Source organism: Stenotrophomonas sp. 610A2, from assembly GCF_030549615.1.
In the GTDB taxonomy this organism is placed as follows: Bacteria; Pseudomonadota; Gammaproteobacteria; order Xanthomonadales; family Xanthomonadaceae; genus Stenotrophomonas; species Stenotrophomonas pigmentata.
This window is the reverse complement of record NZ_CP130832.1, coordinates 4657447-4681496: the sequence shown is the minus strand read 5'-3', so window position 1 is coordinate 4681496 and position 24050 is coordinate 4657447. Positions and strand designations below refer to the sequence as shown.

The window sequence follows — 24050 nt, the reverse complement described above, 5'->3', positions numbered from 1 at the left end:
TAGTCGTCAAAGGCTTGCCAGCCGGGCGCAGAAAGCCGCCGGGCCACAGGCCGGAAGGGGGAAAGTGGATGGCCCAGACTACCACCGCAGGCCCGATGCGGGAATGCTTGTCCCGGTTTTATTCACAGGCTCATCCACAAGATGTGCACCGCCCTGTGGATAGCTTTGTCAAGCGAGACTTGACGAGACCCCGGTAGGGTCTATAGAATTTCCGGTTCTTTCCGTCCACTTCATACAGGTGCCCCAATGGCCACCAAGCGCACGTTCCAGCCCAGCAACCTCAAGCGCAAGCGCGATCACGGTTTCCGTGCTCGTATGAAGACCGCCGACGGCCGCAAGATCCTGTCGCGTCGCCGCGCCAAGGGCCGCAAAGTCCTCAGCGCTTGATTGCGTTGCCGCGTGAAGCGGCAATCGCAACACCGATCGTGATCAGTACCTGCCCGCGCAAGCGATTCCCTCGCTCTGCGCGGGTTCGTACGCGTGCCGAATATACAACGGTCTTCAACGGCGCCCGCCGTGTATCCGATCCCTTGATGACACTCCACTGGTTGAAAGGGGATACCCCCGCTCGACTCGGCTTGGCTGTGTCACGCAAGGTGGATACGCGTGCGGTCGGTCGTAACCGTATCAAGCGTGTGTTGCGGGATGCAACACGCCATCTACGGTCGTGCCTGAGCGGTGGCGATTACGTCATCGTCGCCCGATCCGCGGCCAAGACCGCCAGTAATCAACAGATCCGTGAGGCGTTCGAGCGCCTGCTGCGCCGTTCCGGCGCATTGCCCGTTGTGGCTGCGGGCGGCACAATGCCGCCGCACGAGGGCGCACCCGCCCCTCTTCCTTTGAACGTACCGGACACTTCCTCCGGTCGAGCCGAGCCTGCCTGCTGATGAACCAGACCCGTGTATTCCTGATTTTTGCCTGGCTGATGGTAGCCGTGCTGCTGTGGATGGAATGGGGTCGCGAAAAGGCCGCACCGGATCCGGCAACCGTGGCCACCACCCAGCCGGCCGTGCCGGGCGCCAATGACGTTGATCTGCATGCACCGGCTACCGCCGACGTGCCGCAGGCCACCGTGCCGGGCCAAGCGCCTGCTGCCGCCGCTGCACCGGGCATGGAAGCCGCTGCCAGCGCCCAGCGCGTGACCGTCACCACCGACGTACTGAAGCTGGTGCTCGACGGCCGCAGCGTGCTCGACGCCGATCTGCTGCACTTCCCGCAGACCAAGGCCGCCGGCAGCCCGCCGGTGCAGCTGCTGACCGAAGACAAGGCGCATCCTTACAGCGCCACCGCCGGTTGGGCCAGCCAGAACAACTCGCCGGTGCCAGGCGCGAACGGCTTCCAGCCAGTGCAGGGTGTCACCACCGTCGCCCTGGCTGACGGCCAGGACGAAGTGCAGGTGCCGTTCGTGTGGAACGGTCCGAACGGCGTCAGCATCCACCGCACCTACACCTTCAAGCGTGGCGATTACGCCATCAGCGTGAAGGATGAAGTGGTCAACACCGGTGCCGCACCGTGGCAGGGCTATGTGTTCCGAAAGCTGGACCGCGTGCCGCCGGTGATCACCAAGGGCATGACAAACCCGGATTCCTTCAGCTTCAACGGCGCCACCTGGTTCAGCCCGGCTGATGGCTACCAGCGTCGTGCGTTCAAGGACTACCTGGAAGACGGCACCATCAACCAGACCATCAGTGGTGGCTGGGTGGCGATGCTGCAGCACCATTTCTTCACTGCCTGGATTCCGCAGGCTGACCAGTCTGCGCTGTACCTTCTGTCGCAGAACGGCCCGCGCAACGTGATCGAAACCCGCGGTCCTGGTTTCACCGTGGCTCCGGGACAGAAGGTCAGCACCGAGGCACGCCTGTGGGTCGGCCCGAAGCTGGTCAACCAGATCGCCAAGGAAGACGTGAAGGGCCTGGACCGCGTGGTCGACTACAGCCGCTTCTCGATCATGGCCATCATCGGCCAGGGCTTGTTCTGGGTGATGAACCAGGTGCACAAGCTGGTCGGCAACTGGGGCTGGGCCATCATCGGCCTGGTGATCCTGTTGAAGATGGCGCTGTTCCCGCTGGCCAATGCGCAGTTCAAGTCGCAGGCCAAGATGCGCAAGTTCCAGCCGCGTATCGCGCAGCTGAAGGAGCGCTACGGCGACGACAAGCAGAAGTTCCAGACTGCGATGATGGAGCTGTACAAGAAGGAGAAGATCAATCCGCTGGGTGGCTGCCTGCCGCTGCTGATCCAGATGCCGATCTTCTTCGCCCTGTACTGGGTGCTGGTGGAGTCGGTGGAACTGCGTCAGGCGCCGTGGCTGGGCTGGATCCAGGATCTGACCGCACGTGACCCGTACTTCATCCTGCCGATCATCAACATCGCGGTAATGTGGTTCACCCAGAAGCTGACCCCGGCTGTGGGCATGGACCCGATGCAGCAGAAGATGATGCAGTTCATGCCGCTGGTATTCGGCGTGATGATGGCCTTCATGCCGTCCGGCCTGGTCCTGTACTGGGTGGTCAACGGCGGCCTGAGCCTGCTGCAGCAGTGGTGGATGATCAAGAAGCACGGCGAAGACGCGCCGAGCAAGGTGATCGAAGCCAAGTAAGCAAAAGCCCGCCGCAAGGCGGGCTTTTCGCATGTGGGGGAGGCCGCGCCAAGACAGGGCGTTCGGCTGTTTGTAGGAGCGGCGTAAGCCGCGAAGCCGACGCAGCATCAGATCGCACAGCTTCCCGGTGTTCCAGCAAGGCCAGCTTCGCGGCTTACGCCGCTCCTACAAAGGGGGCGGCATTTGGTCGCAAGCCGGCCTCTTCGCCTGTGGCGTTAGAATCACCACGCCCGTTGCACCCTTTTCTCCGAGCCTGCCATGCCCCGTTCGTCGTTGCGCCGCCTGATCCTGCCTGCCGTGTTGCTTGCCGCGTTGACGGTCGCCGGCTGTTCCAAACAGGACGAGGCCGGTACGGCGACGCCCACCCAGGCCAGCGCGCAGGCTGCAGCCGCGGCAAACCCAGCGGCGGCACCGCTGTTGACTGCACTGCAGAAACAGTTGGACGGGCACCGCCGCATCGTCGTGTTGCTGGCCGATGAGGCGCAGCAATCACCGGCCGATCGCCAGACATCCAGCCGCATCGGCCAACAGCTGTTCCATGACGGCCTGGAACAACGCCAGGCCATCGCCGCACAGTTCGACGCCTTGCTGCGTGACCCCAATCCGCAACGCTTCGCTACCCTGGGCACGGTGCTGGATTACATCGAATCCTCGCCCGAGCTCTACGACGCCGACCGTCTCGCCTTCCGAGAAACATTGCGCGAACTGCATCAGCGCGTGGGCGCGGACTCCTCGCTGCCAGCAGTAAAGCTGCACCAGCGCATCGGCGAAGACCTGGATGCGCTCGATGAGATCGAGCGCAACTACAACCAGGAACTGACCCGCATCTTCAGTCGCTTCGAGCGCACCCGTGCGATCGAACTCAAGCGTGAGAAGTGGGACGACTATGTTGCCCACCTCAACACCCTCTACAAGCGCGATGCGATCCTGCGTGACTTTGGTGTGATCGAGCCCTATCCGATGTCGATGCAGGACAGCGACCGCGAGATCTTCGGCCGCGACTTGCCGGCAAAAACCGTGGTTCTGACCTTCGACGATGGCCCGCACAAGGCCTACACCGATGAAGTCGTCGCCATCCTGCAGCGCTACGACGTGCCGGGCGTGTTCTTCGAAGTGGGCCGCAATCTCGGAACAGTCGAGGCCGATGGCAAGGTCAAGCTCGGGTCGATGGCCGGCATCAGCCGCAACCTGATGGAGCACGGCTATGCGGTCGGCAATCACAGCCTGACCCACGCGCAGCTGTCGCGTACCACCGGCGATGCGCTGCGTCAGCAGGTGCTGGATACCGACACGCTTCTCAAAGGTGTGGATGCCAAGCGCGCACCGCTGTTCCGCTTCCCGTATGGCGCGCGCAATGCCGAAGGCCTGCAGCTGCTCAACGAAGCTGGCCTGAAATCCATCATGTGGAACATCGACTCGATGGACTGGGCCGACCCGGTGCCCGAGTCCATCGTGCAGCGCGTGGTCGACCAGGTGCAGAAGGAACAGCGCGGCATCATCCTGTTCCATGACATCCACGACCGCGCGGTGAAGGCGCTGCCGCAGATCCTCGACAAGCTGATCGCCGATGGCTACCAGTTCGCTGGCTGGAACGGCCGCGACTTCAGCGTCAGCCGTGCGCGCAAGGGCGCGGTGGCCGACACCACGGTCACCACCGGCTACGAAAAATCCTGGGCGATTGTCATTGGCATCGATGACTACGCCAAGTGGCCCAAGCTCGAATACGCCGGCCGCGACGCACAGTCCATCGCCGATACGCTGACCGGGCAGTTCGGCTTCCCGTCCTCGCAGGTGATCGTGCTGAAAAACCAGCAGGCCACCCGCAACAACATCCTCGCTGCCTTCCACGACCGCCTGGCCGATGAGCGCACCGGCAAGAACGACCGCGTGTTCGTGTTCTTCGCCGGCCATGGCGCGACCCGCCAGCTAGCCTCCGGCCGTGACCTCGGCTACATCATTCCGGTGGATTCGGACCCGAACGAATTCGCCACCGATGCAATCGCGATGACCGACATCCAGAACATCGCCGAGAGCATGCAGGCCAAGCATGTGCTGTTCGTGATGGATGCCTGTTACAGCGGCCTTGGGCTGACCCGCGGCGGCAGTTCTTCTTCGTTCCTGCGCGAGAACGCCCGCCGCAGCGCGCGGCAGATGCTGACTGCCGGCGGTGCCGATCAGCAGGTCGCCGACAGCGGCCCGAACGGGCATTCGGTATTCACCTGGGTGCTGTTGCAGGCCCTGGCCGGCAAGGGCGATCTCAATGGCGATGGCCTGATCACCGGCACCGAGTTGGCAGCGTATGTGGCGCCTGCGGTGTCGGCGGTATCGCGACAGACCCCGGCCTTCGGCAGCCTGCCCGGTTCGCAGGGCGGCGAGTTCGTGTTCCAGGTGCCGGACAGCCAGGAATTCCTCAACGCCGACACAAGCCAGCTGTCGGCTGATGCCATCGCGCTCAATAGTCGTGTCGATGCGGCGCAGGACGCCAAGCCTGCGGGCAAGACCGAAGCACCGGTAACCGTGGCCGATCTGCAGGGGGGCAAGAGCACCCTGGTGGTGCCGGCCGCCGTTCCGACTTCGGACCGTCAGCGCGCGCAGCAGGCCAACGACCGCGGCCTGCAGCTGTACCGCGAGAAGCGCTATGACGAAGCGGTGACGCAGTTCACCGAAGCATTGAAGTTGCGTCCCGATTTCGCTCAGGCCGCGAACAACCTCGGCTTCGTCTATTACCGCCAGCAGCGCTACGCCGAAGCAGCCCGCTGGCTGGAGAACACCTTGAAGATCGACCCCTCGCGCGCGGTGGCCTATCTGAATCTAGGCGACGCTTACTTCAATGCCGGCGACAAGGTGAAGGCCAAGCAGGCCTACAGCACCTACCTGGAGCTGCAGCCGCAAGGCAGTGGTGCCGCCCAGGCCCGCGCACAACTGCAGAAGCTGTAAGCCATGAGCGACGTGTCCACAGGCCAGACCATTGCTGCCATCGCCAGCGGCGCCGCTGCCGGTGGCGTTGGCATGCTGCGTGTCTCCGGCCCGCAGTCACTGCGCATCGCCGTTGCGTTGGGCTGTCCACAGCTCAAGCCGCGCCATGCGCACTACGCAAAATTCCGCGATGACGCAGGCGAGGTCATCGACGACGGCATCGCCCTTTACTTCCCCGGCCCGCGCAGCTTTACCGGCGAGGACGTGGTGGAACTGCAGGGTCACGGCAGCCCGGTCGTGCTGCGCCAGCTGCTGGCCCGCTGCATCGAACTGGGCGCACGCCAGGCCCGAGCCGGTGAGTTCAGCGAACGCGCATTCCTCAACGGCAAGCTCGATCTGGCCCAGGCCGAGGCCATCGCCGATCTGATCGCCGCTGGCGATGTGCGCGCTGCCCGCGCCGCCCGTCGCTCGCTCGATGGTGTGTTCTCGCGCCGGGTGGAAGAAGTTGGCGAGCAACTGGTACGGCTGCGTATCCATGTCGAAGCCGCCATCGACTTCGCCGATGAGCCGCTGGACACGCTGGGCGGCGCGCAGGTGCGCGCCGGCATCGAGCAGGCCAAGGCCTTGCTCGCCCAGCTGCGTATCGACGCCGAACGCGGCCGCAAGCTGCGCGATGGCCTGCATGCGGTGTTGATCGGTCCGCCGAACGCCGGCAAGAGCTCGCTGCTCAATGCACTCGCCGGCAGCGAGCGGGCCATCGTCACCGATATCGCCGGCACCACCCGCGACACCTTGCGCGAGACCATCCGCATCGACGGTCTCGAGCTGGAACTGGTCGACACCGCTGGCCTGCGTGAAGGTGGCGATGCCATCGAACGCGAAGGTATGCGCCGCGCCCGCGCCGAGATGCAGCGGGCGGACCTTGCCATCGTCGTGCTCGACGCCCGCGACCCGGAGGCGGGCAGGGCAGCGATCGGCGACGCTGCCGCGCAGGCCGCGCGGCAGCTGTGGATCTACAACAAGAGCGACCTGTTGCCGCAGTGGCCGCAGGACCTCGGCGAAGCCAGCATTGCCCTGTCTGCCGCCAACGGCGAAGGCCTGGAGCTGCTGCACGCACGCCTGCGCGAGATCGCCAGCCACGGTGCGGGCGAGGGCATGCAGGGCGAATTTTCCGCGCGCCTGCGCCACGTCGAAGCGCTGGCCCTGGCCAGCGAACACCTCGACGCCGCCGATGGTCAGCTGCATTACGACCAGTTGGAACTGGCAGCCGAGGAACTGCGCCTCGCACATGATGCCCTCGGCGAAATCACCGGCCGTATGACCGCTGACGATCTGCTCGGCAGGATTTTTTCGAGCTTCTGCATCGGCAAATGATGCCGGTGTAGCGCCAACGGCCCGCAAGGGCCAGACACCACAAGACAGGAGTTGGGATGTTTTCGCACATCGTAGTGGGCGCCAACGACATAGAGGCATCCAAGGCGTTCTATGACGCGCTGCTTGCCACGCTCGGCGCAAAGCCGGGCTTCATCGACCCCAAAGGCAATGTGGTCTATCTCCACGCCGGTGCCTTGCTGATCGTCGGCCATCCGCGCAACGGCGAGCCGGCCACCCATGCCAATGGCGGAACCATCGGCTTCAGCTGTGCTTCGCCGGACGTGGTGGAGGCTTGGCATGCGGCAGGAGTGGGCAACGGTGGCGTGAGCGTGGAAGATCCGCCGGGGCCGCGGCAAAGCCCGTTCGGCCCGCTCTACCTGGCGTATCTGCGTGACCCGGCGGGCAACAAGCTGTGCGCCACGCACCGTGCGGCACAGACCTGAGCACCGCCTTTCCCGGCAGCGGCGGCGCGGGCCAGTACGCGCCGCCGGTTACTGACAGTTCTGTTTGCCACCGTTAGGCTAGGCCCTGTTACGGGATCCCCCCGCCAACGGAGCCAGTCCAATGCGCCATTGATGTCACCGTCTTGATGACGGTCCCAACCAGTCCCTGCTGCCGCTGGCGGCCGGGTGCTTAGGGCATCGATGGAAAACCGCATGACAAACTCAATTTCAGTGACGCTGGACGGCGTCGCATGGCATACGCCTGACGGGCGCAGCCTGTTCTCCAACCTCAACGCACAGTTCGATGACCGGCCCACCGGTCTGGTCGGCCGCAATGGCGTGGGCAAAAGCGTACTCGCGCAGATACTGGCCGGGCTGCGTCAACCCAGTGCCGGGCACTGCCGTCGCATCGGTGAGGCCTACTACCTCGCACAGCAGGTACAGCCACGAACAGGACAGCGCGTAGCCGAGCTCGCAGCTGTGGATAAGCGTGTGGATGCATTGCGCAGGATTGAAGCTGGAAGCACGCTGCAAGCGGATTTCGACGCGATTGGCGAGCAATGGAGCCTGTGTGAAACCCTGCAGCAATCACTGTCCAATGCAGGTCTGCACGGCGTGGATGCGGATACACCTGTGGATAAGCTCAGTGGCGGCCAATGCATGCGCGTCGCTCTGGTGGGTGCGCTGTTGCAGCCGGTGGAATGGCTGATCCTCGACGAACCCAGCAATCATCTCGATCATGCCGGCCGGCAATGGCTGGCCGAACAACTGCAGGCAAGGAAGCAGGGGCTGATCCTGGTCAGCCACGATCGCCTGCTGCTGCAGCAGGTTGAACGCATCGTCGAACTGTCGCCGCAGGGGCTGCGCAGCTACGGCGGCAACCATGCGTTTTATGCACAGGCCCGCGCTGGCGAACGCGCAGCGGCCGAGGCCTTGCTTCAGCAACGCAGGCACGAACGCCGCAAAGGCGAGCAGGCACTGCGCGATCAACGCCAGCGGCTGGAACAACGCAGCGCGCGCGGTAACCGCGATGCCGCCAACGCCAATCAGGCGCCGATCCTGCTTGGCCTGCAGCGGCAGCGTGCCGAAGCCAGCCTCGGCAAGGCACGCGCGCAGCTGGATCAGCGGCAGCTGCAGCTGCACGACGCCGTGCGCGAGGCACAGGCCGATAGCGAAGCCGCCGCCCCGGTCTTGCTGCTCCCAAGCGTGCAAACCAGCGGGCCGGAGTGGGTGGTGCGTTCCACCGAGCTGCAGCTGCCACACGTAGCACCGGAGCTGCGCGCGCTGGAGTTCAACCTGCGCCGCGGCGAACGCATTGCCATAACCGGTGCCAACGGTGTGGGTAAGTCGACGTTGTTGAAGGTGTTGGCCGGACAGCTGCCAGCGCTGGCTGGCGAGGTGAGCGTGCAAGTGCCTGCTGCCTTGCTGGATCAGCAGCTGCAGTTGCTACCCGCGCACAGCAGCGTGCTGGACGCCTTGCGCCTGCGGAATCCAGCCATGGCCGAGGGCGAGTTGCGTAGCCGGCTGGCCCTGCTTGGTCTGGATGCAAACCAGGTACAGATACCTTCTGGCCTGCTCAGCGGCGGGCAGCGACTGAAAGCCGGCCTGGCCTGCGCGCTGTATGCCGATCCACCGGCACAGCTGCTGTTGCTGGACGAACCCGGCAATCACCTGGACCTGGATGCGCTGGCGGCTCTTGAGGATCTGCTTCGGCAATACCAGGGCAGCCTGTTGCTGGTATCGCATGACGAGGCGCTGCTGCAGGCCATCGGCATCAGCGCGCGCCTGCATGCCAGCGCCGATGGCTGGGAGTGGCAACGCAATCAGTGACGCGATGTTCTTCCGCACGTCACATCCAGCCGTCATGCTGCGCGCCTTGTTTTCGATTGGAGTGCTGACGGTGCGAAGCTGGGCCTGGTTGATGGCGGTGGGGGTTGGCGTGGCATGCTGTTGGGCAATGGACAGCTCAGCCGCACAGACTTATCCCCAGGTTTCGGTGTACGCGCACCGCGGTGCCAGCGCACTGCTGCCCGAGCACACCCTGGCCGCCTATGCACAGGCCATCAGCGACGGCGCCGATTACATCGAGCCGGACCTGGTGATGAGCAAGGACGGGGTGATGCTGGCCCGGCACGAGAACGAGATCGGTTCGACCACCGATGTCGCCAGTCATCCCGAGTTCGCCAGCCGTCGCACCCGCAAGCTGATCGACGGCCAGCAGGTCGAGGGGTGGTTCACCGAGGACTTCACCGTCGCCGAGCTGAAGACGCTGTACGCGCGTGAGCGCCTGCCGCAGATCCGCGGCACCGCCTTCGACGGGCAGTTCCGCATTGCCACCCTGGACGAGATCATCAGCTTCCTGGTGCAGCAGGCTGGGCGTGCCAACCGCGGTATCGGCCTGGCGCCGGAGATCAAGCACGGCAGCTACTTCAAGAGCATCGGCCTGCCGATGGAGGACAAGCTGCTGGCCAGCCTGCAGGGCAACAGCTACACCAAGGTCGCGCCGATCCTGCTGCAGTCCTTCGAGACCGCCAACCTGCGGCAGATCCGTGGCAAGCTCGGCAAGGACAGCAATATCCGTTTGCTGCAGTTGCTGGGCAGCGGGAATGAAAAGCCAGCTGACATAGCACTCACCGGTGGCAGCCTGACGTATGCACAGATGATGACGCCAGCCGGCCTGCGCGATATCGCCGGCTATGCCGATGCGATTGGCGTGGAACGGCGCGCGCTGGTGCCGCTGGACGCGCAGGGCAAGTTGGCCGCACCTACCGCCTTGATTGGCGATGCGCATGCCGCCGGCCTGCAGGTAGTGGCTTACAGCTTCCGCCCGGAAAACCCGTTCCTGCCACCGGCACTGCGCCAGGGCGCGGAGAACGCGCGCAACCCGGAGGCCTCGGTGGCCGAGATCCGCGCCTACCTGCAGGCGGGCATCGATGCCTTCTTTACCGATGACCCGGCGCTGGGGCGGCGGGCGGTGGATGGTGGTTCTTAAAGGCTGAAGAGCGGCCCCTCCCCAGCCCTCCCCTTGGCTACGGCAAAGGGAGGGGGCCGTTCTCGGCGATCTGCCAGTGAGCAGCTTAGCTGCTTGGCTCCCTCCCTTTGGCGCAGCCAAGGGGAGGGCTGGGGAGGGGTTAGCTCTTAGGCCTTTCAAGCACCGGCAGCTTCGCGGCCTATGCCGCTCCTGCAGGTTGATGGTTCGATGGTAGAGCCTCTGCCGAGCATGGCTCGGCACTACCGCTTCTGCTCTTAGGACGGCTCGTTCGAATCCCGCCGCCGCAACGGCACCACCACCTCATAGTCACGGCCTTCGCGCGGCTGCCACAGCACCGGCACTTGCCCTGGTGCGGGCGGCTCCAGTTCGTTGTCGGCTTCAGCGAGTTGCTCGGCGTCTTCCTCGTCTTCCCAGCTGTAACGCTTGCGCGCAGCGCGCGGGTCGACGTTGCGGAACAGCAGCGCGGCGATCACGCCAGCGGCGGCTCCGCCCATATGCGATTGCCAGGACACGCCCGGCTCGTGCGGGAGGATGGTGATCAGCATGCTGCCGTAGAACAGGAAGCCGATCAGGCTGGCGGCGATCGCCGGCCGGTCGCGGCGCAGCAGGCCGAGCACGAAGACCAGGAACATCAGGCCGTGGGTCAGGCCACTGGCGCCGAGGTGGCGACTGCCGGCATCACCCAGCATCCAGGCGCCCAGACCGGAACCTATCCACAGCAAGGGCAGGGCACGCAGGGTGGCTTTGGGATAAACGCTGCCAGCCAAGGTACCGAGAATAAGCAGGGCGACCGCGTTGGCGCCCAGGTGTTCGATTGAACCATGCAGCAGGGGCGCGCCAAGCAGGCCGGCCAGACCGCTGGCTTCCAGCGGCGCTACTGCCCACGGCCGCCAATCCCAGCCGCTGCTCTGCAGGGCGAACATCGCCACCAGCAGCAGGACAAAGCCCAGGCTGATGTTGAACGCGCGCAGCACCCGGCTGCGGTCGTTGCGGGCAGTGGTGGCCGGCGTGTCGCCGGAGTCGAGCAGGGTTGGCGTGTCCATGATCAAGGGATTGCGGCGCCTTTGGCCAAAGCCAAGGGCGCCGCGCATGGGATCTGGCGTGCCACCGGCGGGACAATCCCGCCGGTGGTGTTCACATCAGGCCTTGTGGCCGCCCTTCGGCGGGATCTTCAGGCTCAGGATCACGGTGGCGACCAGTACCGCGGCAACCACACCCAGCGATACCGGTACCGGGATCTTGAAGATGTCGATCAGCAGCATCTTGGTACCGATGAAGGCCAGGATGACGGCCAGGCCGTAGGGCAACAGGTGGAAGCGGTCAGCCATACCGGCCAGCAGGAAGAACATCGCGCGCAGGCCCAGCACCGCGAACACGTTCGAGGTCAGCACGATGAACGGGTCGGTGGTGATGGCGAAGATGGCCGGGATCGAGTCCACCGCGAAGATCACGTCGGTGACCGCGATGAGGATCAGCACCACGAACATCGGGGTGAACCAGCGCACGCCGTCTTTTTCGGTGACCAGGTTGTTGCCGCTGTACTCGTGGGTGATGCGCAGGTGCTTGCGCATGAACTTCAGCGCCGGGTTGTTGTCCAGGCTGGGTTCCTCGCTGGCGGCGAACCACATCTTCCAGCCGGTGTAGAGCAGGAAGGCGCCGAACACGTAGAGCAGCCAATGGAACTGGGTAACCAACACGGAACCGGCGAAGATCATGATCGTACGCAGCACGATCGCGCCAAGGATGCCGATGATCAGCACGCGCTGGCGCTGGGTCTCGGGCACCGCGAAGTAACCCATGATCAGCAGGAAGACGAAAATGTTGTCGACCGCCAGGGCCTTTTCGATCAGGTAGCCGGTCAGGAACTGCAGGCCCACTTCATTGGCGACTGCCGCACCTGCGGTCTCGTGCAGGTAGTACCAGAGGCCGGCATTGAAGGCCAAGGCCAGCGCCACCCAGCCCAGCGACCAGTAAATGGCCTCCTTGAAGGTGACCTTGTGCGGGCCACCGTGGCGCATCAGCACCAGGTCGATCAACAGTGCGGCGATGACGACGACGATGAAGCCGCCCCACAGCCAAGGATTACCGATTGTCTGCATCATTGGAAAAATTCCGGTCGTGAACGGGGATAACTCGGAACCACAAAGGCCAAGAGCTGGACACGGAATCGGGGAGACCGGGGACAGAGCTTCGCCGTTGCGGCGAAGGTCTTGCTCACAGCTCCAATGGTTGGAACTGCCGTTGCACCGGAGCCTTGCGGCTCGAATTGACGGCGACAACGTCTGGGAGCTACTCCCCTTCTGGGGCGAATAGTGCGGCCTATGCCCATTACAGTCAATGAATACGCTGCAGGCAGGGGGCGGCGCCCGGCTACAATAGCGCCCATGAATACCCCACTCCCCGTCGTACGCCTGAAGAACGCGTGGCGCTCCAGCCACCCGTGGATTTTCCAGAAACTGGTCGAGAAGCCGACCGTCAAGCCGAAGTCCGGCACCATCGTCGACGTGGTCGGCGTGGACGGCGAGTGGATTGGCCGTGGTTTCTACAACGGCCACTCGCGCATCGCCGTGCGCATCCTGGAAACCAACCCGGACGTGGCGGTGGACCAGGCCTGGTTCGCGCAGAAGCTGGCGCAGGCCGTGTCGCTGCGCCGCGACGTGCTCAAGCTGGATGCAATCTCCAATGCCTGGCGCGTTGTCCACAGCGAGGGCGACGGCTTGTCCGGCCTGGTGGTGGACCGCTATGACGACCTGCTGGTGGTAGAGTTCTTCGCCGCTGGCATGTTCCGCCACCGCGAATGGATCTACGAGGCACTGCGCGACCTGTTCCCGGGCTGCCGCTTCCACAGCTTCGCCGACGAACACGTGCAGAAGCAGGAAAGCTTCGATTTCCACGGCAATACCACCACCGAACCGGCGGTGATCACCGAGTACGGGATCAAGTTCCGTGCTGATCCGGCCGGCGCACACAAGACCGGTTTCTTCGCCGACCAGCGCGAGAACCGTGAGTGGCTGAGCCAGCAGGTGGAAGGCAAGACCGTGCTCGACCTGTGCTGCAACACCGGTGGCTTTGCGGTGTACGCCGCAGCGCGCGGTGCGGCCGAGGTGCTGGGCGTGGACATCGACCAGGACGTGATCCAGATCGCCAAGGGCAATGCGCGTTTGAACAACGCCAAGCCCAAGTTCGTGCAGGCCGATATCTTCCCGTGGCTGCGTGAAGCGGCCAACCGCGGCGACCAGTACGACGTGGTGATCCTGGATCCGGCCAAGATGACCCGTGACCGCGACCAGGTCATCACCGCGCTGAAGAAGTACCTGGACATGAACAAGCTGGCCTTGGGCGTGGTCAAGCCCGGCGGCCTGTTCGCCACCTTCTCCTGCACCGGCCTGGTGGCCGAGGACCAGTTCCTCGACATGCTGCGCCGTGCCGCCTATTTCTCGGGCCGCACCATCCAGATCCTGAAGGTAGCCGGCGCCGGCCCGGACCACCCGTTCATGGCGCACGTGCAGGAATCGCGCTACCTCAAGGCGGTGTTCTGCCGCGTGCTGGACTAAGCAGGCAACGGCACCCCTCCCAACCCTCCCCTTCGCTGCGCGAAAGGGAGGGCTCTGCATCGGTAGTGCCGAGCCATGCTCGGCAGGGGCGTTACAAGCGAAAGGCTGCCCTCACCCCAACCCCGGCTCCGCGCCCCGGCCCTTGCGCCAGAGCAAGGGCTTTCGATGGGCAGCGAACCAATGGTTCGCAAGCTGCCCCTCTCACCCCGCATGCGGGAGAGGGGTTGAAGCGGTAGTGCCGAGCCATGCTCGGCAGGGGCCTTCCCGGTAAAGCTCCAGCCGAGCATGGCTCGGCTCTACAAAAGCCTGCTCCATGCCGTCCGTCACTGGCCCGCAGCTCTACTACAGCGCTAAGGTCTGGCCTTTCCCTTCACGGTGAGGCCTCATGACGCTGCGTCCCCTGTCCCTGCTGGTATCCCTGTCGCTGTGTACCCCGCTGGCAGCCTCGGCGGTGGAGTTCAGCCAGGCTGAGCTGAGCAAGGCCAGCGCCTTGCAGCACAAGCTGCTGACCCTGGATTCGCATCTGGATACGCCGGCCAACTTCGGCCGCGCCGACTTCAACATCATGCAGCGCCACGACCACAACGCCCTGTCGCAGGTGGATTACCCGCGTATGGTAGAAGGCGCGCTGGATGGCGGCTTCTTCGCGATCTATACCGACCAGGGCGACCGCAGCCCGGCCGCGCATATCGCCGAACGCGATCATGGCCTGCAGCGCATGCAGGAGATCCACGAAATGCTGGCCGCCAACCCGGACAAGTTCCAGCTCGCACTCACCGCCGATGACGCAGCGCGGATCAAGGCCGCCGGCAAGCGCGTGGTCTACATCAGCATGGAGAACGGCAGCCCGCTGGTCGCTGACCCGACCTTGCTGAGCTACTACTACAAGGCTGGCCTGCGGCTGATGTCGACGGTGCACTTCGCCAACAATGAGTTCGCCGATTCGGCCACCGATCCCAAGGGCGCGGAGTGGAAGGGGCTGAGCCCGGCCGGCAAGGCGCTGGTCAATGAGGCGGTGAAGCTCGGCATCGTGATCGACCAGTCGCACGCCTCCGATGCAGTGTTCGACAACCTGATCGAAATGATGCCGGTGCCCTTCATCCTCTCGCACAGCTCGGCCAAGGCGGTGTTCAACCACCCGCGCAACCTCGACGACACGCGCCTGCGCCAGCTGGCGGCCAAGGGCGGCGTGATCCAGGCCAATGCCTACGGCGGCTATCTGGTCGACGAAACCAAGAGCGCCGAGCGCAAACAGGCCGAAGAGGAACTGGAGAAGCGCCTCGGCGGCTGGGAGAACATGACCATGGCCAAGGGCGTGGAACTGCGCAAGGCGATGGCCGAGCTCGACCAGAAGTACCCGCGGCGCAAGGCCACGCTGGATGATTTCTTCCAGCACTTCGGCCATATGCTCGATGTGGTCGGCCCGGACCATGTCGGCATCGGCATGGATTGGGACGGCGGTGGCGGCGTGACCGGCATGGAAGACGCAGCCGACCTGCCCAAGATCACCGCCTGGATGCAGCGTCGTGGTTTGACCGACGCGCAGATCGGTAACATCTGGAGCGGCAACGTGCTGCGGGTGATGCGCCAGGCGCAGGACTACGCGGCGGCGCAGAAGAAGCCCTGATCGCGCGCTGTTGATGCGTGGGATGACGAAGCGGGCTCAGGCCCGCTTTGTTTTTATCCACACGTTGCTGGGGATAAGTGGGTTGTCCACAGGTTGGCTTGAGCCTTGAGGGTTTAGAGATTTAAAGCAAAGGCACCCCTCCCCAACCCTCCCCTGCGCTATGCGCAAGGGAGGGGGCTGCTCTGCTCCCTCCCTTTGCCGCAGGCAAGGGGAGGGCTGGGGAGGGGGGCTCTTCAAGCAGAACCAACAACTCCCCAAAAACAAAAAGCGGGCCGAAGCCCGCTTTTCGCCTTATCCACAACAACCTGTGGATTACTTGCTACGCCCCAGCACCGCATTGCGGCGGCTGTATACGGCATAGACCAGCAAGCCAAACACGTTCCACGCCAGGAACCACAGCTGGGTGCGAACCGGCAGGCTGATGAACAGGTAGATGCAGCCGCCGATCGCCAGCGGCCCCACCACCCATGCCAGCGGCGTGCGGAAGGTACGCGGACGGTTCGGCTCGCGCTTGCGCAGCACCAGCAGGCACAGGCCTACCGCGGTGAACGCTGCCAGGGTGCCGGCATTGGCCAGCGCGGCGATTTCATCCAGGCGCGCTACACCGGCCAGCGCAGCCACCAGTACCGCGGTGAACACGGTGATGACCACCGGCGTACCGGTGCGCTGGTTGACCTTGGACAGGCCGCGCGGCAACAGGCCGTCACGCGACATCACGAAGAAGATGCGGCTCTGGCCGTAGAAGAACGCCAGCAGCACGGTTGGCAGCGCGATGATGGCGACGATGCCGATCACCAGCGCAGCGGTGCCATGGCCGAGTTCGCGCATGATCAGCGCCAGCGGCTCGGCGCTCTTGCCGAACACCGTGTAGCTCATCGCACCGACCGCGGCCAGCGCTACCAGCAGGTAGATGATGGTGCAGCCGACCATCGAACCGATGATGCCGATCGACAGGTCGCGCTTCGGATTCTTGGTTTCCTCGGCTGCGGTGGAGATCGCATCGAAGCCATAGAAGGCGAAGAAGATGATCGCCGCCGCCGCCATTACCCCGCGTTCCACGCCATCGGCACTGACCGACTTGGGGAAGCCATAGGGCATGAACGGCTGCAGGTTGGCGCTGTCGAAGGCCGGCAGGGCCACCGCGACAAACACTGCCAGCGCGATCAGCTTGAACACCACCAGCACCGCGTTGAGGGTGGCGCTTTCCTTGGTACCGACCATCAACATGCCGGCGACCAGGAAGGTGATGACGATGGCTGGCACGTTGAGGAAACCGCCCTCCACGTGCGGGCCGGCAGCAAGGGCCTGCGGCAAGGCCACGTTCCAGCCGAACGAGGTGTGCAGCCATTCGAGGAAGCCGACGAAGTAGCCGGACCAGCCGACCGCCACCGTGCTGACCACCAGCGAGTACTCCAGGATCAGGCTCCAGCCCACCACCCAGGCGATGGTCTCGCCCAGCGCGCTGTAGCTATAGGTATAGGCGCTGCCGGCGGCAGGCATCATCGTCGACAGCTCGGCATAGGCCAGTGCCGCACAGGCGCAGATGGCGCCGGCGATGATGAAGGACAGCAGCACCGCCGGGCCGGCCTTGTCCGCACCCACGCCGATCAGCGTGTAGATGCCGGTGCCGACGATGGCGCCGATGCCAAGCGCGACCAGATGGGGCCAGCTCAGCGTTGGAATAAGCCGACGGCCTTCTTCGTGTTCGGTGAGTTGGTCGATGGGCTTGCGCCGGAGCCAGGATTGCATGCGGACCTCACGGTTCGTGGTGGTTCGGAGAAGCGGCCGAGTTTGGCTTAACGCAGTGCAGCAAAGCTAGAAAAACCCGCCATTTGGCGCGCTTTTGCCGCGTACAGATGCCAACGCGCCGAATTCGGCATAAAAAGCGTGGGTGCAGGCCGGGTTGTGGACCCGGCAACCGAGCTTACGCCGCCAAGGCGGCTTGTGGCGTTGGTCAACGCCGCGTCGGCAGCAGCCTCAATCGGCAATTCCCAGGCGCAGCCCGAACACCACCAGGCAGACGCCAACCCCACGCCGCAGCCATACGCCGACGCGCGGATAGCCGGCCAGGCGGCGGGCGATGAACTGGCCGCCGAAGATAAGCACCGAGCACCAGCCGATGCTGAGGATGGCGATCAGCACTGCCATCGTCGCCAGGGTCAGCGCGCCGCGCTGCCGCACCGGGTCGATGAACAGCGGGAAGAACGCCATGTAGAACAGGATCGCCTTGGGATTGAGCAGGCCGACCAGCAAGGCCTGGCGGAACCAGCGTCGCCCATGTTGCACCGGCGCACTCTCACCGACGGCAGCTGCTGCCGGCTCACGCAGCAGGTTGATGCCTACCCAGATCAGGTAGGCCGCACCCACGTAACGCAGCGCGGCGAACAGCATCGGATGCGCCTGCAGCAGCGCGGCCACACCGGTGGCGGCGATGGCGATCAGGATCTGGTCGCCCAGCATCAGCCCGGCCAGGGTGGCGTAACCGGCGCGTACCCCGCCGCGCGCGGTAGCGGTGAGCAGGGTGAAGGTGCCCGGACCCGGCAACATCAGGAACAGTATGACGGCCACCACGAAGGTGCCCAGGTCGTTGATACCCATCCACGGCATGGCGGTTCTCCGTGGGGATCAGCGCGCGCGCTGGGTGGCGATGCGTTGCTTCACCGCATCGATCAACGCTTGCAGGTCATCAAAACGCGGCACGCCGTAGCGGTCACCGGTGATGTCCAGGTTGCCCTTGCGCCAGTAACCGGCCGGTGCCGCCACCAGCAACTTGCCCGAACGCGCGTACAGGCCGAATTCGAGCAGGGTGATCGGGCTCTGCGTGCCTGGCGCGAAGTACATCAGGACGATGTCGGCCTGTTCCAGCGCGTTCAGTTCCCACTCCACCTGACGGCGGAACTCGGGCTCGTCGGCCTCGGCGCGCCAGGCCGGGTTCCAGTCGGCGCGGCGGGGATTGAGCATCAGCACGCCCTGGTCTGCCAGCGCCGCCTGCACCTGCTGCTGCCAATCACCGGCCTTGCCCATCTCGATGCTTCCCGCCAGGAACACCTTGGGTCGCGCGTCATTGGCGGGCAGGGCGTTGGGCGAGGTAATGGTCTGCGAATCACTGGCCAGGGCTGCCATCGGCAGCAGGCACAACAGGCTCGACAACAGCAGCAGCGACAGCGATTTCATGGCAGGGATGCAGCGGGTGGGGGTGCTTATGATCGCAGATGTATGCCGCAGGCAGTTTTCAGCGATGGCTGGGTTGCTTCAGGATCAGCTTCTGAGACGGGCAGGGCTACACTTCTCCCCATGCAAACCGAAACCCTGATCCTTGGCGGCCTGCTGGTCGCCGTCCTCGTGCTGCAGCTGCTGCTGTTGCTGCGCCGTAATGACAACAGCGTGCTGGAAAGTACCTTGCGCGAAGAACAGCGCAGCGGCCGCGGCGAGCTGCGCGAGCAGCTGGAAACCATGGCGCGGCAGCAGGACATCCGCATCGATGGCTTCGGCCGCAACCTTACCGACTTGTCCACCCGCACCGACCAGCGCCTGGACCTGCTGCGTGACAGCCTCAACGACGACGCCCGCAAGGGCCGCGAGGAGACCGCCAACGCCCAGCAGCTGATGGCGCAATTGCTGGGTACGCGGCTGCAGGACGTGCGCGGCCAGCTCGACGTGTTCGGCCAGCAGCAGGAAGCGCGCATGGAGGCCTTCGCCCGCCAGCTGGCCGGCCTGCAGCAAAGCCTGGTCGAGGAAACCCGCAAGGGCCGTGAGGAAGGCGCGCAGGTACAGCTGCGTTTCGGTGAGACGCTGAACCAGAAGCTGGGCGAACTGACCCAGCGCAACGAGCAGCGCATCACCGAGATGCGGCAGACCCTGGAAGCGCGCTTGAAGGACCTGCAGGGCGACAACGCCGCCAAGCTCGAACTGATGCGCCAGACCGTCGACGAGAAGCTGCAGAGCACGCTCAATACGCGTCTGGATTCCTCGTTCAAGCTGGTCTCCGAACGACTGGAGCAGGTGCAGCGCGGCTTGGGCGAAATGCAGCAGCTGGCGACAGGCGTTGGTGACCTCAAGCGGGTGCTGAGCAACGTCAAGAACCGCGGTGGCTGGGGCGAAGTACAGCTAGACAACATCCTCGAGCAGACCCTGACTGCCGAGCAGTACGCACGTGGCGTAAAGCTTCGCGCTGACAGCGGCGAGATGGTCGACTTCGCCGTGCGCCTGCCCGGCCGTGGTGATGCCGAGTCGCCGGTCTGGCTGCCGATCGATTCCAAGTTCCCGCGCGAGGACTACGAACGCCTGCTCGACGCACAGGAAGCCGGCGATGCGGAGGCGGTGCGCAACAGCGGCAACCAGCTGGAGCGCGCGATCCGCATCCAGGCCAAGTCGATCAGCGAGAAGTACATCGTGCCGCCGCACAGCACCGACTTCGCGGTGATGTTCCTGCCAACCGAGGGCCTGTATGCCGAGGTGATCCGCCGAGCCGGGCTGGTCGATGCCCTGCAGCGCGAGCACCGTGTGGTGATTGCCGGCCCGACCACGGTGACGGCGCTGTTGAACAGCCTGCAGATGGGCTTCCGTACCCTGGCCATCGAGCAGCGCTCCTCGGAAGTGTGGAGTCTGCTGGGTGCGGTCAAGAGCGAGTTCGGCAAGTTCGCCGGCATTCTTGAGCGTGCTGAGAAGCAGATCAACACGGTCGGCAAGAGCCTGGGTGACGCCAGCCGCAAGACCCGCACTATCGAGCGCAAGCTGCGTGGCGTGGAGTCACTGTCCAGCGACGCCTCGCAGGCAATGCTGAGTACAGATGACGACGCCGACGAAGTAGAAGACGAAAGCCCGACAGCGTAGTGCCGAGCCATGCTCGGCAGGGGCCTTCCCGGTAACGCCCCAGTCGAGCATGGCTCGGCTCTACCGCTTCTGCTCCCTCCCTTTCGCATAGCGAAGGGGAGGGCTGGGGAGGGGTACGCTCTTCGCTGGCTGATGCAGCGCTGGCTTCGCAGCTTACGCAGCTCCTACAGAATGCCGGCAACACCCATGTAGTGCCGAGCCATGCTCGGCAAAGGATTTACGGGTAAGGCCTCAAAAGCTGCCCTTACCCCAACCCCCGCTCCGCGCCCCGGCCCTTGCGCTGGCGCTGGCGCAAGGGCGTTCGATGGGCAGCGAACCGGTGGTTCGCAAGCTGCCCCTCTCACCCCGTGAACGGGAGAGGGGCTGAAGCGGTAGTGCCGAGCATGGCTCGGCACTACAGTGTTGCAGCACTGCGGTCGTGTCAGTGCCACCTGCGCCGTTTATGCTTGCGTGCTCTCCAATCCCACACAGCAGGCAACCGCATGACCGCTTCCGTATACGACACCGCGCTGACCACCATCGATGGTGCACCGACTTCGCTGGCCGACTACCGCGGCAAGGTGTTGCTGCTGGTCAACACCGCCTCCAAGTGCGGTCTCACCCCGCAGTACGAAGGCCTGGAAAAGCTCTACCGCGAAAAGAAGGACGCCGGCCTTGAAGTGCTGGGTTTCCCGGCCAACAACTTCAACGGCCAGGAGCCGGGCAGCGAGGACGAGATCAAGCAGTTCTGCGCGCTCACCTATGACGTCAGCTTCCCGATGTTCTCCAAGATCAGCGTCGCAGGTGCCGACATCCACCCGCTGTACCAGCAGCTGACCGCTGCCCAGCCGGCGGCCATCGGCGAAGGCCCGCTGCGCGAGAAGCTGGCTGGCTTCGGCATCGAGACCAACCCGGCCCCGGCCGTGCTGTGGAACTTCGAGAAGTTCCTGATCGGCAAGGACGGCACCGTCGTTGCCCGCTTCGCACCGGACACCACTGCCGATGACGAAGGCCTGCGCAAGGCCATCGATGCAGCGCTGGCTGCGTAAACCCCCGGTTGTTGTAGGAGCGGCGTAAGCCGCGAAGCTGGAATTGCTTGGCAGCCGGTTCCAACTGCGATCTGCTGATCCATCAGCTTCGCGGTTGACACCGCTCCCACAAAAGAAAAAAGCGGAAAGCAAAAAAGCCCGGGTTTCCCCGGGCTTTTTGTTTTCCAGCAGCATCCAGAATCAGTCGCCCCAATTCGGCATCGGCATCGCGTCGACCGGAATCGGGCTCTGGTCGTCATCGTCGCGCTTGCCGCCGTGACGCAGATCCTTTTCGATCTGGTAGTTGCGGCGTTGCAGCCAGGCATCGCGGGTCAATGCGTATTCGTCCACCGCGGTGTCACGCAGCGAATCGACCGCCATCAACTGCGCACGCATGTCCACCAGCTGCAGGCCCTGCAGGCCGATGCGGACCTTGTCCATCTCGATCTGGCGCATCGGCGACAGCGGAATGTCACCGGCCAGGCCGAACACATCACGCACGGTACGCGGACCGAAGAACGGCAGTTCCACGTAACGCGAACGACGCCAGCCCCAGGCACCCAGGGTCTGACCGAAGTCTTCGCTGCGCTTGGGCACCATCGCCTTGCTGGCCGGATCGAACAGGCCACCAATACCGAAGGTGGAGTTCATCAGGAAACGGCCCAGCGTGTCCCAGGCATCATCGGCATGGCCCTGCAGCAGCTGGTTGACCATGGTCAGCGGCGAACGCAGGTTGCTGAAGAAGTTGCTGACGCCAGTGCGGGCGAACTGCGGCACGACATTGGTATACGCGGTCGCCAACGGGCGCGCGACGCCACGGTCGACGGCATTGTTGAAGCGATGCACGCCGCGGTTGTACTTCTCCCACGGATCGTAGGTCATGGCGGTGGTGCTGGTGCCGTCTGCGTTTTCACTGCCCGGTGCGGGGCCGCCGTAGAGCGCTGCGAAATCATCTTCGGCGCCGGTCGGCACGGTGCCATCGCTGGCGACTGCGTCACTCTGTGCAGCACCGCTTGCGGTGGTGCCAGCGTTGTCCTGCGCCGCTGCGGCTGGAGCAACGTCAGTGTTGTCGACAACCTGCTCGCTGGCCTGCGGCGCAACCAGCGTGGATGCTGGTGCCGCATCGCGCGTCGGCTTGCCGGCACAGGCAGCCAGCAGCGCAACGGTGATCAGGAGAAGGAGGGTACGGAGAAGTTTCATGTCAGCTTCCTGCCGAGGAGGCGTTGAAATCGAGGGACGGTGACAGCCGGTAGGCCGCGCACAATTCGTCCAGACCAGCCGGGCTGCCGCTGACGTTGCCGCCACCTTGCGCCCGCAAACGTGCAGCCAGTTCACCCAACAGCGCCAAGCCGGCGCTGTCGATGCCTTCAACTGCGGCCAGGTCGAGCCGACGCACGGGCGCAAGCGCGCGCGTCAGCTGCGGCCACAACGCGACCGCAGCCGCGCGGTCGATCACGCCTGCCAGCAGCAGGGTGTCGCCGTCGCAGCGGAACGTGGCGTTACTTGCCACGGGGAGCCGGACCTGCGTTGGCCTGCATGCTGCCGCTGCGCAGTTCGGTGGCAACCTGCTTGATCGACTTCTGCCGCAGCGGGGCGTCGAACTGGTTCTTGAAGGTCTGCACGTAGGAGATGCCTTCGATCATCACGTCGAAGATCTTCCACTGGCCGTCGACATTGCGCATCAGGTACTCGACCGGGGTCGGCTCGCTGCCTGCGCGCACCAGCTCGGTGGAGACCTTGACGCCGCGGTTGCCCGGCAGCGGCTGCTCGCTCTTGTAGCGGAAGCTGGGCCGGCCCTGGATATCGAGCAGGGCCGAGCCGTAACGCGACATCAGGTTGTCGGCCATGGCATCGGCGAACAGCTTGACGTCGGCATCGGCAGCACCACGGCCATGCACGCCCAGCACCAGGCGGGCCGCGTAGTCGCGGTCGAAGGCGCGGCTCAGCTCGCCATCGATGTAGCTGCGCAGCGTTGCCGGGTTGGCGCGGAATTCAGCGCGACGGGTCTGCAGCGAATTGATGATGCGGGTGCTGGAATCCAATACGGTGCGGGCGGCGGCCGAAGGCTGCGCGGCGGTGGCGGCCGGGCGCGCCTGTGCCAGCGTGACCGACGGAGCGGCGGCCAACAGGGCAGAGGCGAGCACGACGGTAAGCAGTTTCACTTTCATGGTTGCGGTTCCGTTGCGGGCGCGTCTGCGCCGGGGGTTTCGTTTGCAGCAGCGCCGGCATTGCCGCCACCGCTGAACATGTATTTGCCAACCAGCTGCAGCAGGTCTACCGCCGGCTGGGTGAAGACGATTTCATCACCGGACTTCAACACGTCCGGATCACCACCGGGCTGCAGGCCGATGTAGCTTTCGCCCAGCAGACCGCTGGTGAAGATGCCGGCGGAGGTATCGGCGGGCAGGTCCTTGAACTTGCTGTCCAGCGACAGGGTGACGATGGAATCGTATTTAATCGGGTCGAGCTGAATGTCAGCTACTTGGCCGATGGTCACGCCACCGACCTTCACTGGCGCCTGCTTGCGCAGCTGGCCGATCTGGCTGAAGCGTGCCTTCAGTTCGTAGCCACCGCCGCCGGTGCCGAAGCGCTGGTTGGTCGAGGCAACGGCCAGTACCAGCAGCGAGGCCAAGGCCAGCAGCAGGAAGGCGCCAACGGAAAATTCGAGTCTGGGTCCACGGATGGCCATGTTGTGTCTCACTCCTGAT

Annotated in this window: 21 protein-coding genes; 12 read left to right on the top strand and 9 right to left on the bottom strand. The window is 64.6% G+C overall.

All coding sequences use genetic code 11. The features are described 5' to 3' along the window. Positions 1-246 precede the first annotated feature (246 nt). The 8 genes from rpmH to Q5Z11_RS20645 all read left to right on the top strand — a co-directional run bounded on the left by rpmH (position 247) and on the right by Q5Z11_RS20645 (position 10321). Positions 247-387, top strand: coding sequence for a 50S ribosomal protein L34 (rpmH, locus tag Q5Z11_RS20680; RefSeq protein WP_006404565.1), 141 nt, complete (start codon positions 247-249; stop codon positions 385-387). Next, entirely contained in the window at positions 384-887 is a 504-nt protein-coding gene (gene rnpA, locus Q5Z11_RS20675; RefSeq protein ID WP_405051631.1) for a ribonuclease P protein component, read from the top strand. The genes rpmH and rnpA overlap by 4 nt, the downstream gene beginning before the upstream one ends. Continuing rightward, positions 887-2596, top strand: a complete 1710-nt coding sequence (gene yidC / locus Q5Z11_RS20670) for a membrane protein insertase YidC (RefSeq protein ID WP_303748126.1) — start codon at positions 887-889, stop codon at positions 2594-2596. The genes rnpA and yidC overlap by 1 nt, the downstream gene beginning before the upstream one ends. A 258-nt stretch (positions 2597-2854) precedes the next feature. After that, the gene (locus Q5Z11_RS20665) at positions 2855-5533 is read left to right on the top strand and encodes a polysaccharide deacetylase family protein (protein WP_303748125.1); all 2679 of its coding nucleotides are present in this window, start codon (positions 2855-2857) and stop codon (positions 5531-5533) included. 3 nt (positions 5534-5536) lie between these two features. After that, positions 5537-6886: a tRNA uridine-5-carboxymethylaminomethyl(34) synthesis GTPase MnmE gene (gene mnmE / locus Q5Z11_RS20660; RefSeq protein WP_303748124.1), complete on the top strand. Its 1350-nt coding sequence runs from the start codon at positions 5537-5539 to the stop codon at positions 6884-6886. Positions 6887-6942: 56 nt separating this feature from the next. Then, entirely contained in the window at positions 6943-7329 is a 387-nt protein-coding gene (locus Q5Z11_RS20655; RefSeq protein ID WP_303748123.1) for a VOC family protein, read from the top strand. 213 nt (positions 7330-7542) lie between these two features. Next, positions 7543-9159 (top strand): ATP-binding cassette domain-containing protein, encoded by a 1617-nt coding sequence (locus Q5Z11_RS20650; RefSeq protein ID WP_303748122.1) that lies wholly within the window; start codon positions 7543-7545, stop codon positions 9157-9159. Between the two features lie 127 nt (positions 9160-9286). After that, positions 9287-10321, top strand: coding sequence for a glycerophosphodiester phosphodiesterase (locus tag Q5Z11_RS20645; RefSeq protein WP_303748121.1), 1035 nt, complete (start codon positions 9287-9289; stop codon positions 10319-10321). A gap of 254 nt (positions 10322-10575) precedes the next feature. Here the strand turns inward: Q5Z11_RS20645 and Q5Z11_RS20640 are convergent, their stop codons facing one another. Next, positions 10576-11364 (bottom strand): rhomboid family intramembrane serine protease, encoded by a 789-nt coding sequence (locus tag Q5Z11_RS20640; protein WP_303748120.1) that lies wholly within the window; start codon positions 11362-11364, stop codon positions 10576-10578. 96 nt (positions 11365-11460) lie between these two features. Beyond that, positions 11461-12420, bottom strand: a complete 960-nt coding sequence (locus Q5Z11_RS20635; protein ID WP_296247417.1) for a TerC family protein — start codon at positions 12418-12420, stop codon at positions 11461-11463. 285 nt (positions 12421-12705) lie between these two features. Here Q5Z11_RS20635 and Q5Z11_RS20630 point away from each other — a divergent pair, with 285 nt between their 5' ends. Further along, positions 12706-13875: a class I SAM-dependent rRNA methyltransferase gene (locus tag Q5Z11_RS20630; RefSeq protein WP_303748119.1), complete on the top strand. Its 1170-nt coding sequence runs from the start codon at positions 12706-12708 to the stop codon at positions 13873-13875. A 385-nt stretch (positions 13876-14260) separates the two neighbouring features. After that, positions 14261-15502 carry a dipeptidase gene (locus tag Q5Z11_RS20625; protein ID WP_303748118.1) on the top strand — a complete coding sequence of 414 codons (1242 nt, stop codon included), beginning with the start codon at positions 14261-14263 and terminating at the stop codon, positions 15500-15502. A gap of 312 nt (positions 15503-15814) precedes the next feature. On the opposite strand, the gene Q5Z11_RS20620 is transcribed toward Q5Z11_RS20625, so the two are convergent. The 3 genes from Q5Z11_RS20620 to Q5Z11_RS20610 form a co-directional block, all read right to left on the bottom strand. After that, positions 15815-17251, bottom strand: coding sequence for an amino acid permease (locus Q5Z11_RS20620; protein WP_303748117.1), 1437 nt, complete (start codon positions 17249-17251; stop codon positions 15815-15817). 228 nt (positions 17252-17479) lie between these two features. Continuing rightward, positions 17480-18109, bottom strand: a complete 630-nt coding sequence (leuE, locus tag Q5Z11_RS20615) for a leucine efflux protein LeuE (RefSeq protein WP_303748116.1) — start codon at positions 18107-18109, stop codon at positions 17480-17482. 18 nt (positions 18110-18127) lie between these two features. Next, on the bottom strand, positions 18128-18676 hold the full coding sequence (locus tag Q5Z11_RS20610; protein ID WP_303748115.1) for a nucleoside 2-deoxyribosyltransferase domain-containing protein: 549 nt from the start codon (positions 18674-18676) through the stop codon (positions 18128-18130). Between the two features lie 120 nt (positions 18677-18796). Here Q5Z11_RS20610 and rmuC point away from each other — a divergent pair, with 120 nt between their 5' ends. Then, positions 18797-20335 carry a DNA recombination protein RmuC gene (gene rmuC, locus Q5Z11_RS20605; RefSeq protein ID WP_303748114.1) on the top strand — a complete coding sequence of 513 codons (1539 nt, stop codon included), beginning with the start codon at positions 18797-18799 and terminating at the stop codon, positions 20333-20335. Positions 20336-20817: 482 nt separating this feature from the next. Next, positions 20818-21363, top strand: coding sequence for a glutathione peroxidase (locus tag Q5Z11_RS20600; protein ID WP_303748113.1), 546 nt, complete (start codon positions 20818-20820; stop codon positions 21361-21363). 180 nt (positions 21364-21543) lie between these two features. Here Q5Z11_RS20600 and Q5Z11_RS20595 read toward each other — a convergent pair whose 3' ends face one another. The 4 genes from Q5Z11_RS20595 to mlaD are packed head-to-tail and all read right to left on the bottom strand — an operon-like array spanning position 21544 to position 24031. Beyond that, positions 21544-22542, bottom strand: coding sequence for an MlaA family lipoprotein (locus tag Q5Z11_RS20595; protein WP_303748112.1), 999 nt, complete (start codon positions 22540-22542; stop codon positions 21544-21546). Position 22543: 1 nt separating this feature from the next. After that, positions 22544-22852, bottom strand: coding sequence for an STAS domain-containing protein (locus tag Q5Z11_RS20590; RefSeq protein WP_303748111.1), 309 nt, complete (start codon positions 22850-22852; stop codon positions 22544-22546). Next, positions 22842-23510, bottom strand: a complete 669-nt coding sequence (locus Q5Z11_RS20585; protein ID WP_303748110.1) for an MlaC/ttg2D family ABC transporter substrate-binding protein — start codon at positions 23508-23510, stop codon at positions 22842-22844. Before Q5Z11_RS20585 ends, Q5Z11_RS20590 begins: the two co-directional genes overlap by 11 nt. Next, positions 23507-24031, bottom strand: a complete 525-nt coding sequence (gene mlaD, locus Q5Z11_RS20580; protein WP_296247276.1) for an outer membrane lipid asymmetry maintenance protein MlaD — start codon at positions 24029-24031, stop codon at positions 23507-23509. The genes Q5Z11_RS20585 and mlaD overlap by 4 nt, the downstream gene beginning before the upstream one ends. Positions 24032-24050: the final 19 nt, after the last annotated feature.

Coding starts and splice junctions, on each gene's coding strand:
- mlaD (WP_296247276.1), bottom strand. CDS start 24,031: ATGGCCATCCGTGGACCCAGACTCGAATTTTCCGTTGGCGCCTTCCTG.
- Q5Z11_RS20665 (WP_303748125.1), top strand. CDS start 2,855: ATGCCCCGTTCGTCGTTGCGCCGCCTGATCCTGCCTGCCGTGTTGCTT.
- Q5Z11_RS20630 (WP_303748119.1), top strand. CDS start 12,706: ATGAATACCCCACTCCCCGTCGTACGCCTGAAGAACGCGTGGCGCTCC.
- rmuC (WP_303748114.1), top strand. CDS start 18,797: ATGCAAACCGAAACCCTGATCCTTGGCGGCCTGCTGGTCGCCGTCCTC.
- Q5Z11_RS20600 (WP_303748113.1), top strand. CDS start 20,818: ATGACCGCTTCCGTATACGACACCGCGCTGACCACCATCGATGGTGCA.
- Q5Z11_RS20625 (WP_303748118.1), top strand. CDS start 14,261: ATGACGCTGCGTCCCCTGTCCCTGCTGGTATCCCTGTCGCTGTGTACC.
- Q5Z11_RS20645 (WP_303748121.1), top strand. CDS start 9,287: ATGGACAGCTCAGCCGCACAGACTTATCCCCAGGTTTCGGTGTACGCG.
- Q5Z11_RS20650 (WP_303748122.1), top strand. CDS start 7,543: ATGACAAACTCAATTTCAGTGACGCTGGACGGCGTCGCATGGCATACG.
- rpmH (WP_006404565.1), top strand. CDS start 247: ATGGCCACCAAGCGCACGTTCCAGCCCAGCAACCTCAAGCGCAAGCGC.
- Q5Z11_RS20585 (WP_303748110.1), bottom strand. CDS start 23,510: ATGAAAGTGAAACTGCTTACCGTCGTGCTCGCCTCTGCCCTGTTGGCC.
- Q5Z11_RS20635 (WP_296247417.1), bottom strand. CDS start 12,420: ATGCAGACAATCGGTAATCCTTGGCTGTGGGGCGGCTTCATCGTCGTC.
- Q5Z11_RS20620 (WP_303748117.1), bottom strand. CDS start 17,251: ATGCAATCCTGGCTCCGGCGCAAGCCCATCGACCAACTCACCGAACAC.
- leuE (WP_303748116.1), bottom strand. CDS start 18,109: ATGCCGTGGATGGGTATCAACGACCTGGGCACCTTCGTGGTGGCCGTC.
- Q5Z11_RS20655 (WP_303748123.1), top strand. CDS start 6,943: ATGTTTTCGCACATCGTAGTGGGCGCCAACGACATAGAGGCATCCAAG.
- yidC (WP_303748126.1), top strand. CDS start 887: ATGAACCAGACCCGTGTATTCCTGATTTTTGCCTGGCTGATGGTAGCC.
- Q5Z11_RS20610 (WP_303748115.1), bottom strand. CDS start 18,676: ATGAAATCGCTGTCGCTGCTGCTGTTGTCGAGCCTGTTGTGCCTGCTG.
- Q5Z11_RS20595 (WP_303748112.1), bottom strand. CDS start 22,542: ATGAAACTTCTCCGTACCCTCCTTCTCCTGATCACCGTTGCGCTGCTG.
- Q5Z11_RS20640 (WP_303748120.1), bottom strand. CDS start 11,364: ATGGACACGCCAACCCTGCTCGACTCCGGCGACACGCCGGCCACCACT.
- mnmE (WP_303748124.1), top strand. CDS start 5,537: ATGAGCGACGTGTCCACAGGCCAGACCATTGCTGCCATCGCCAGCGGC.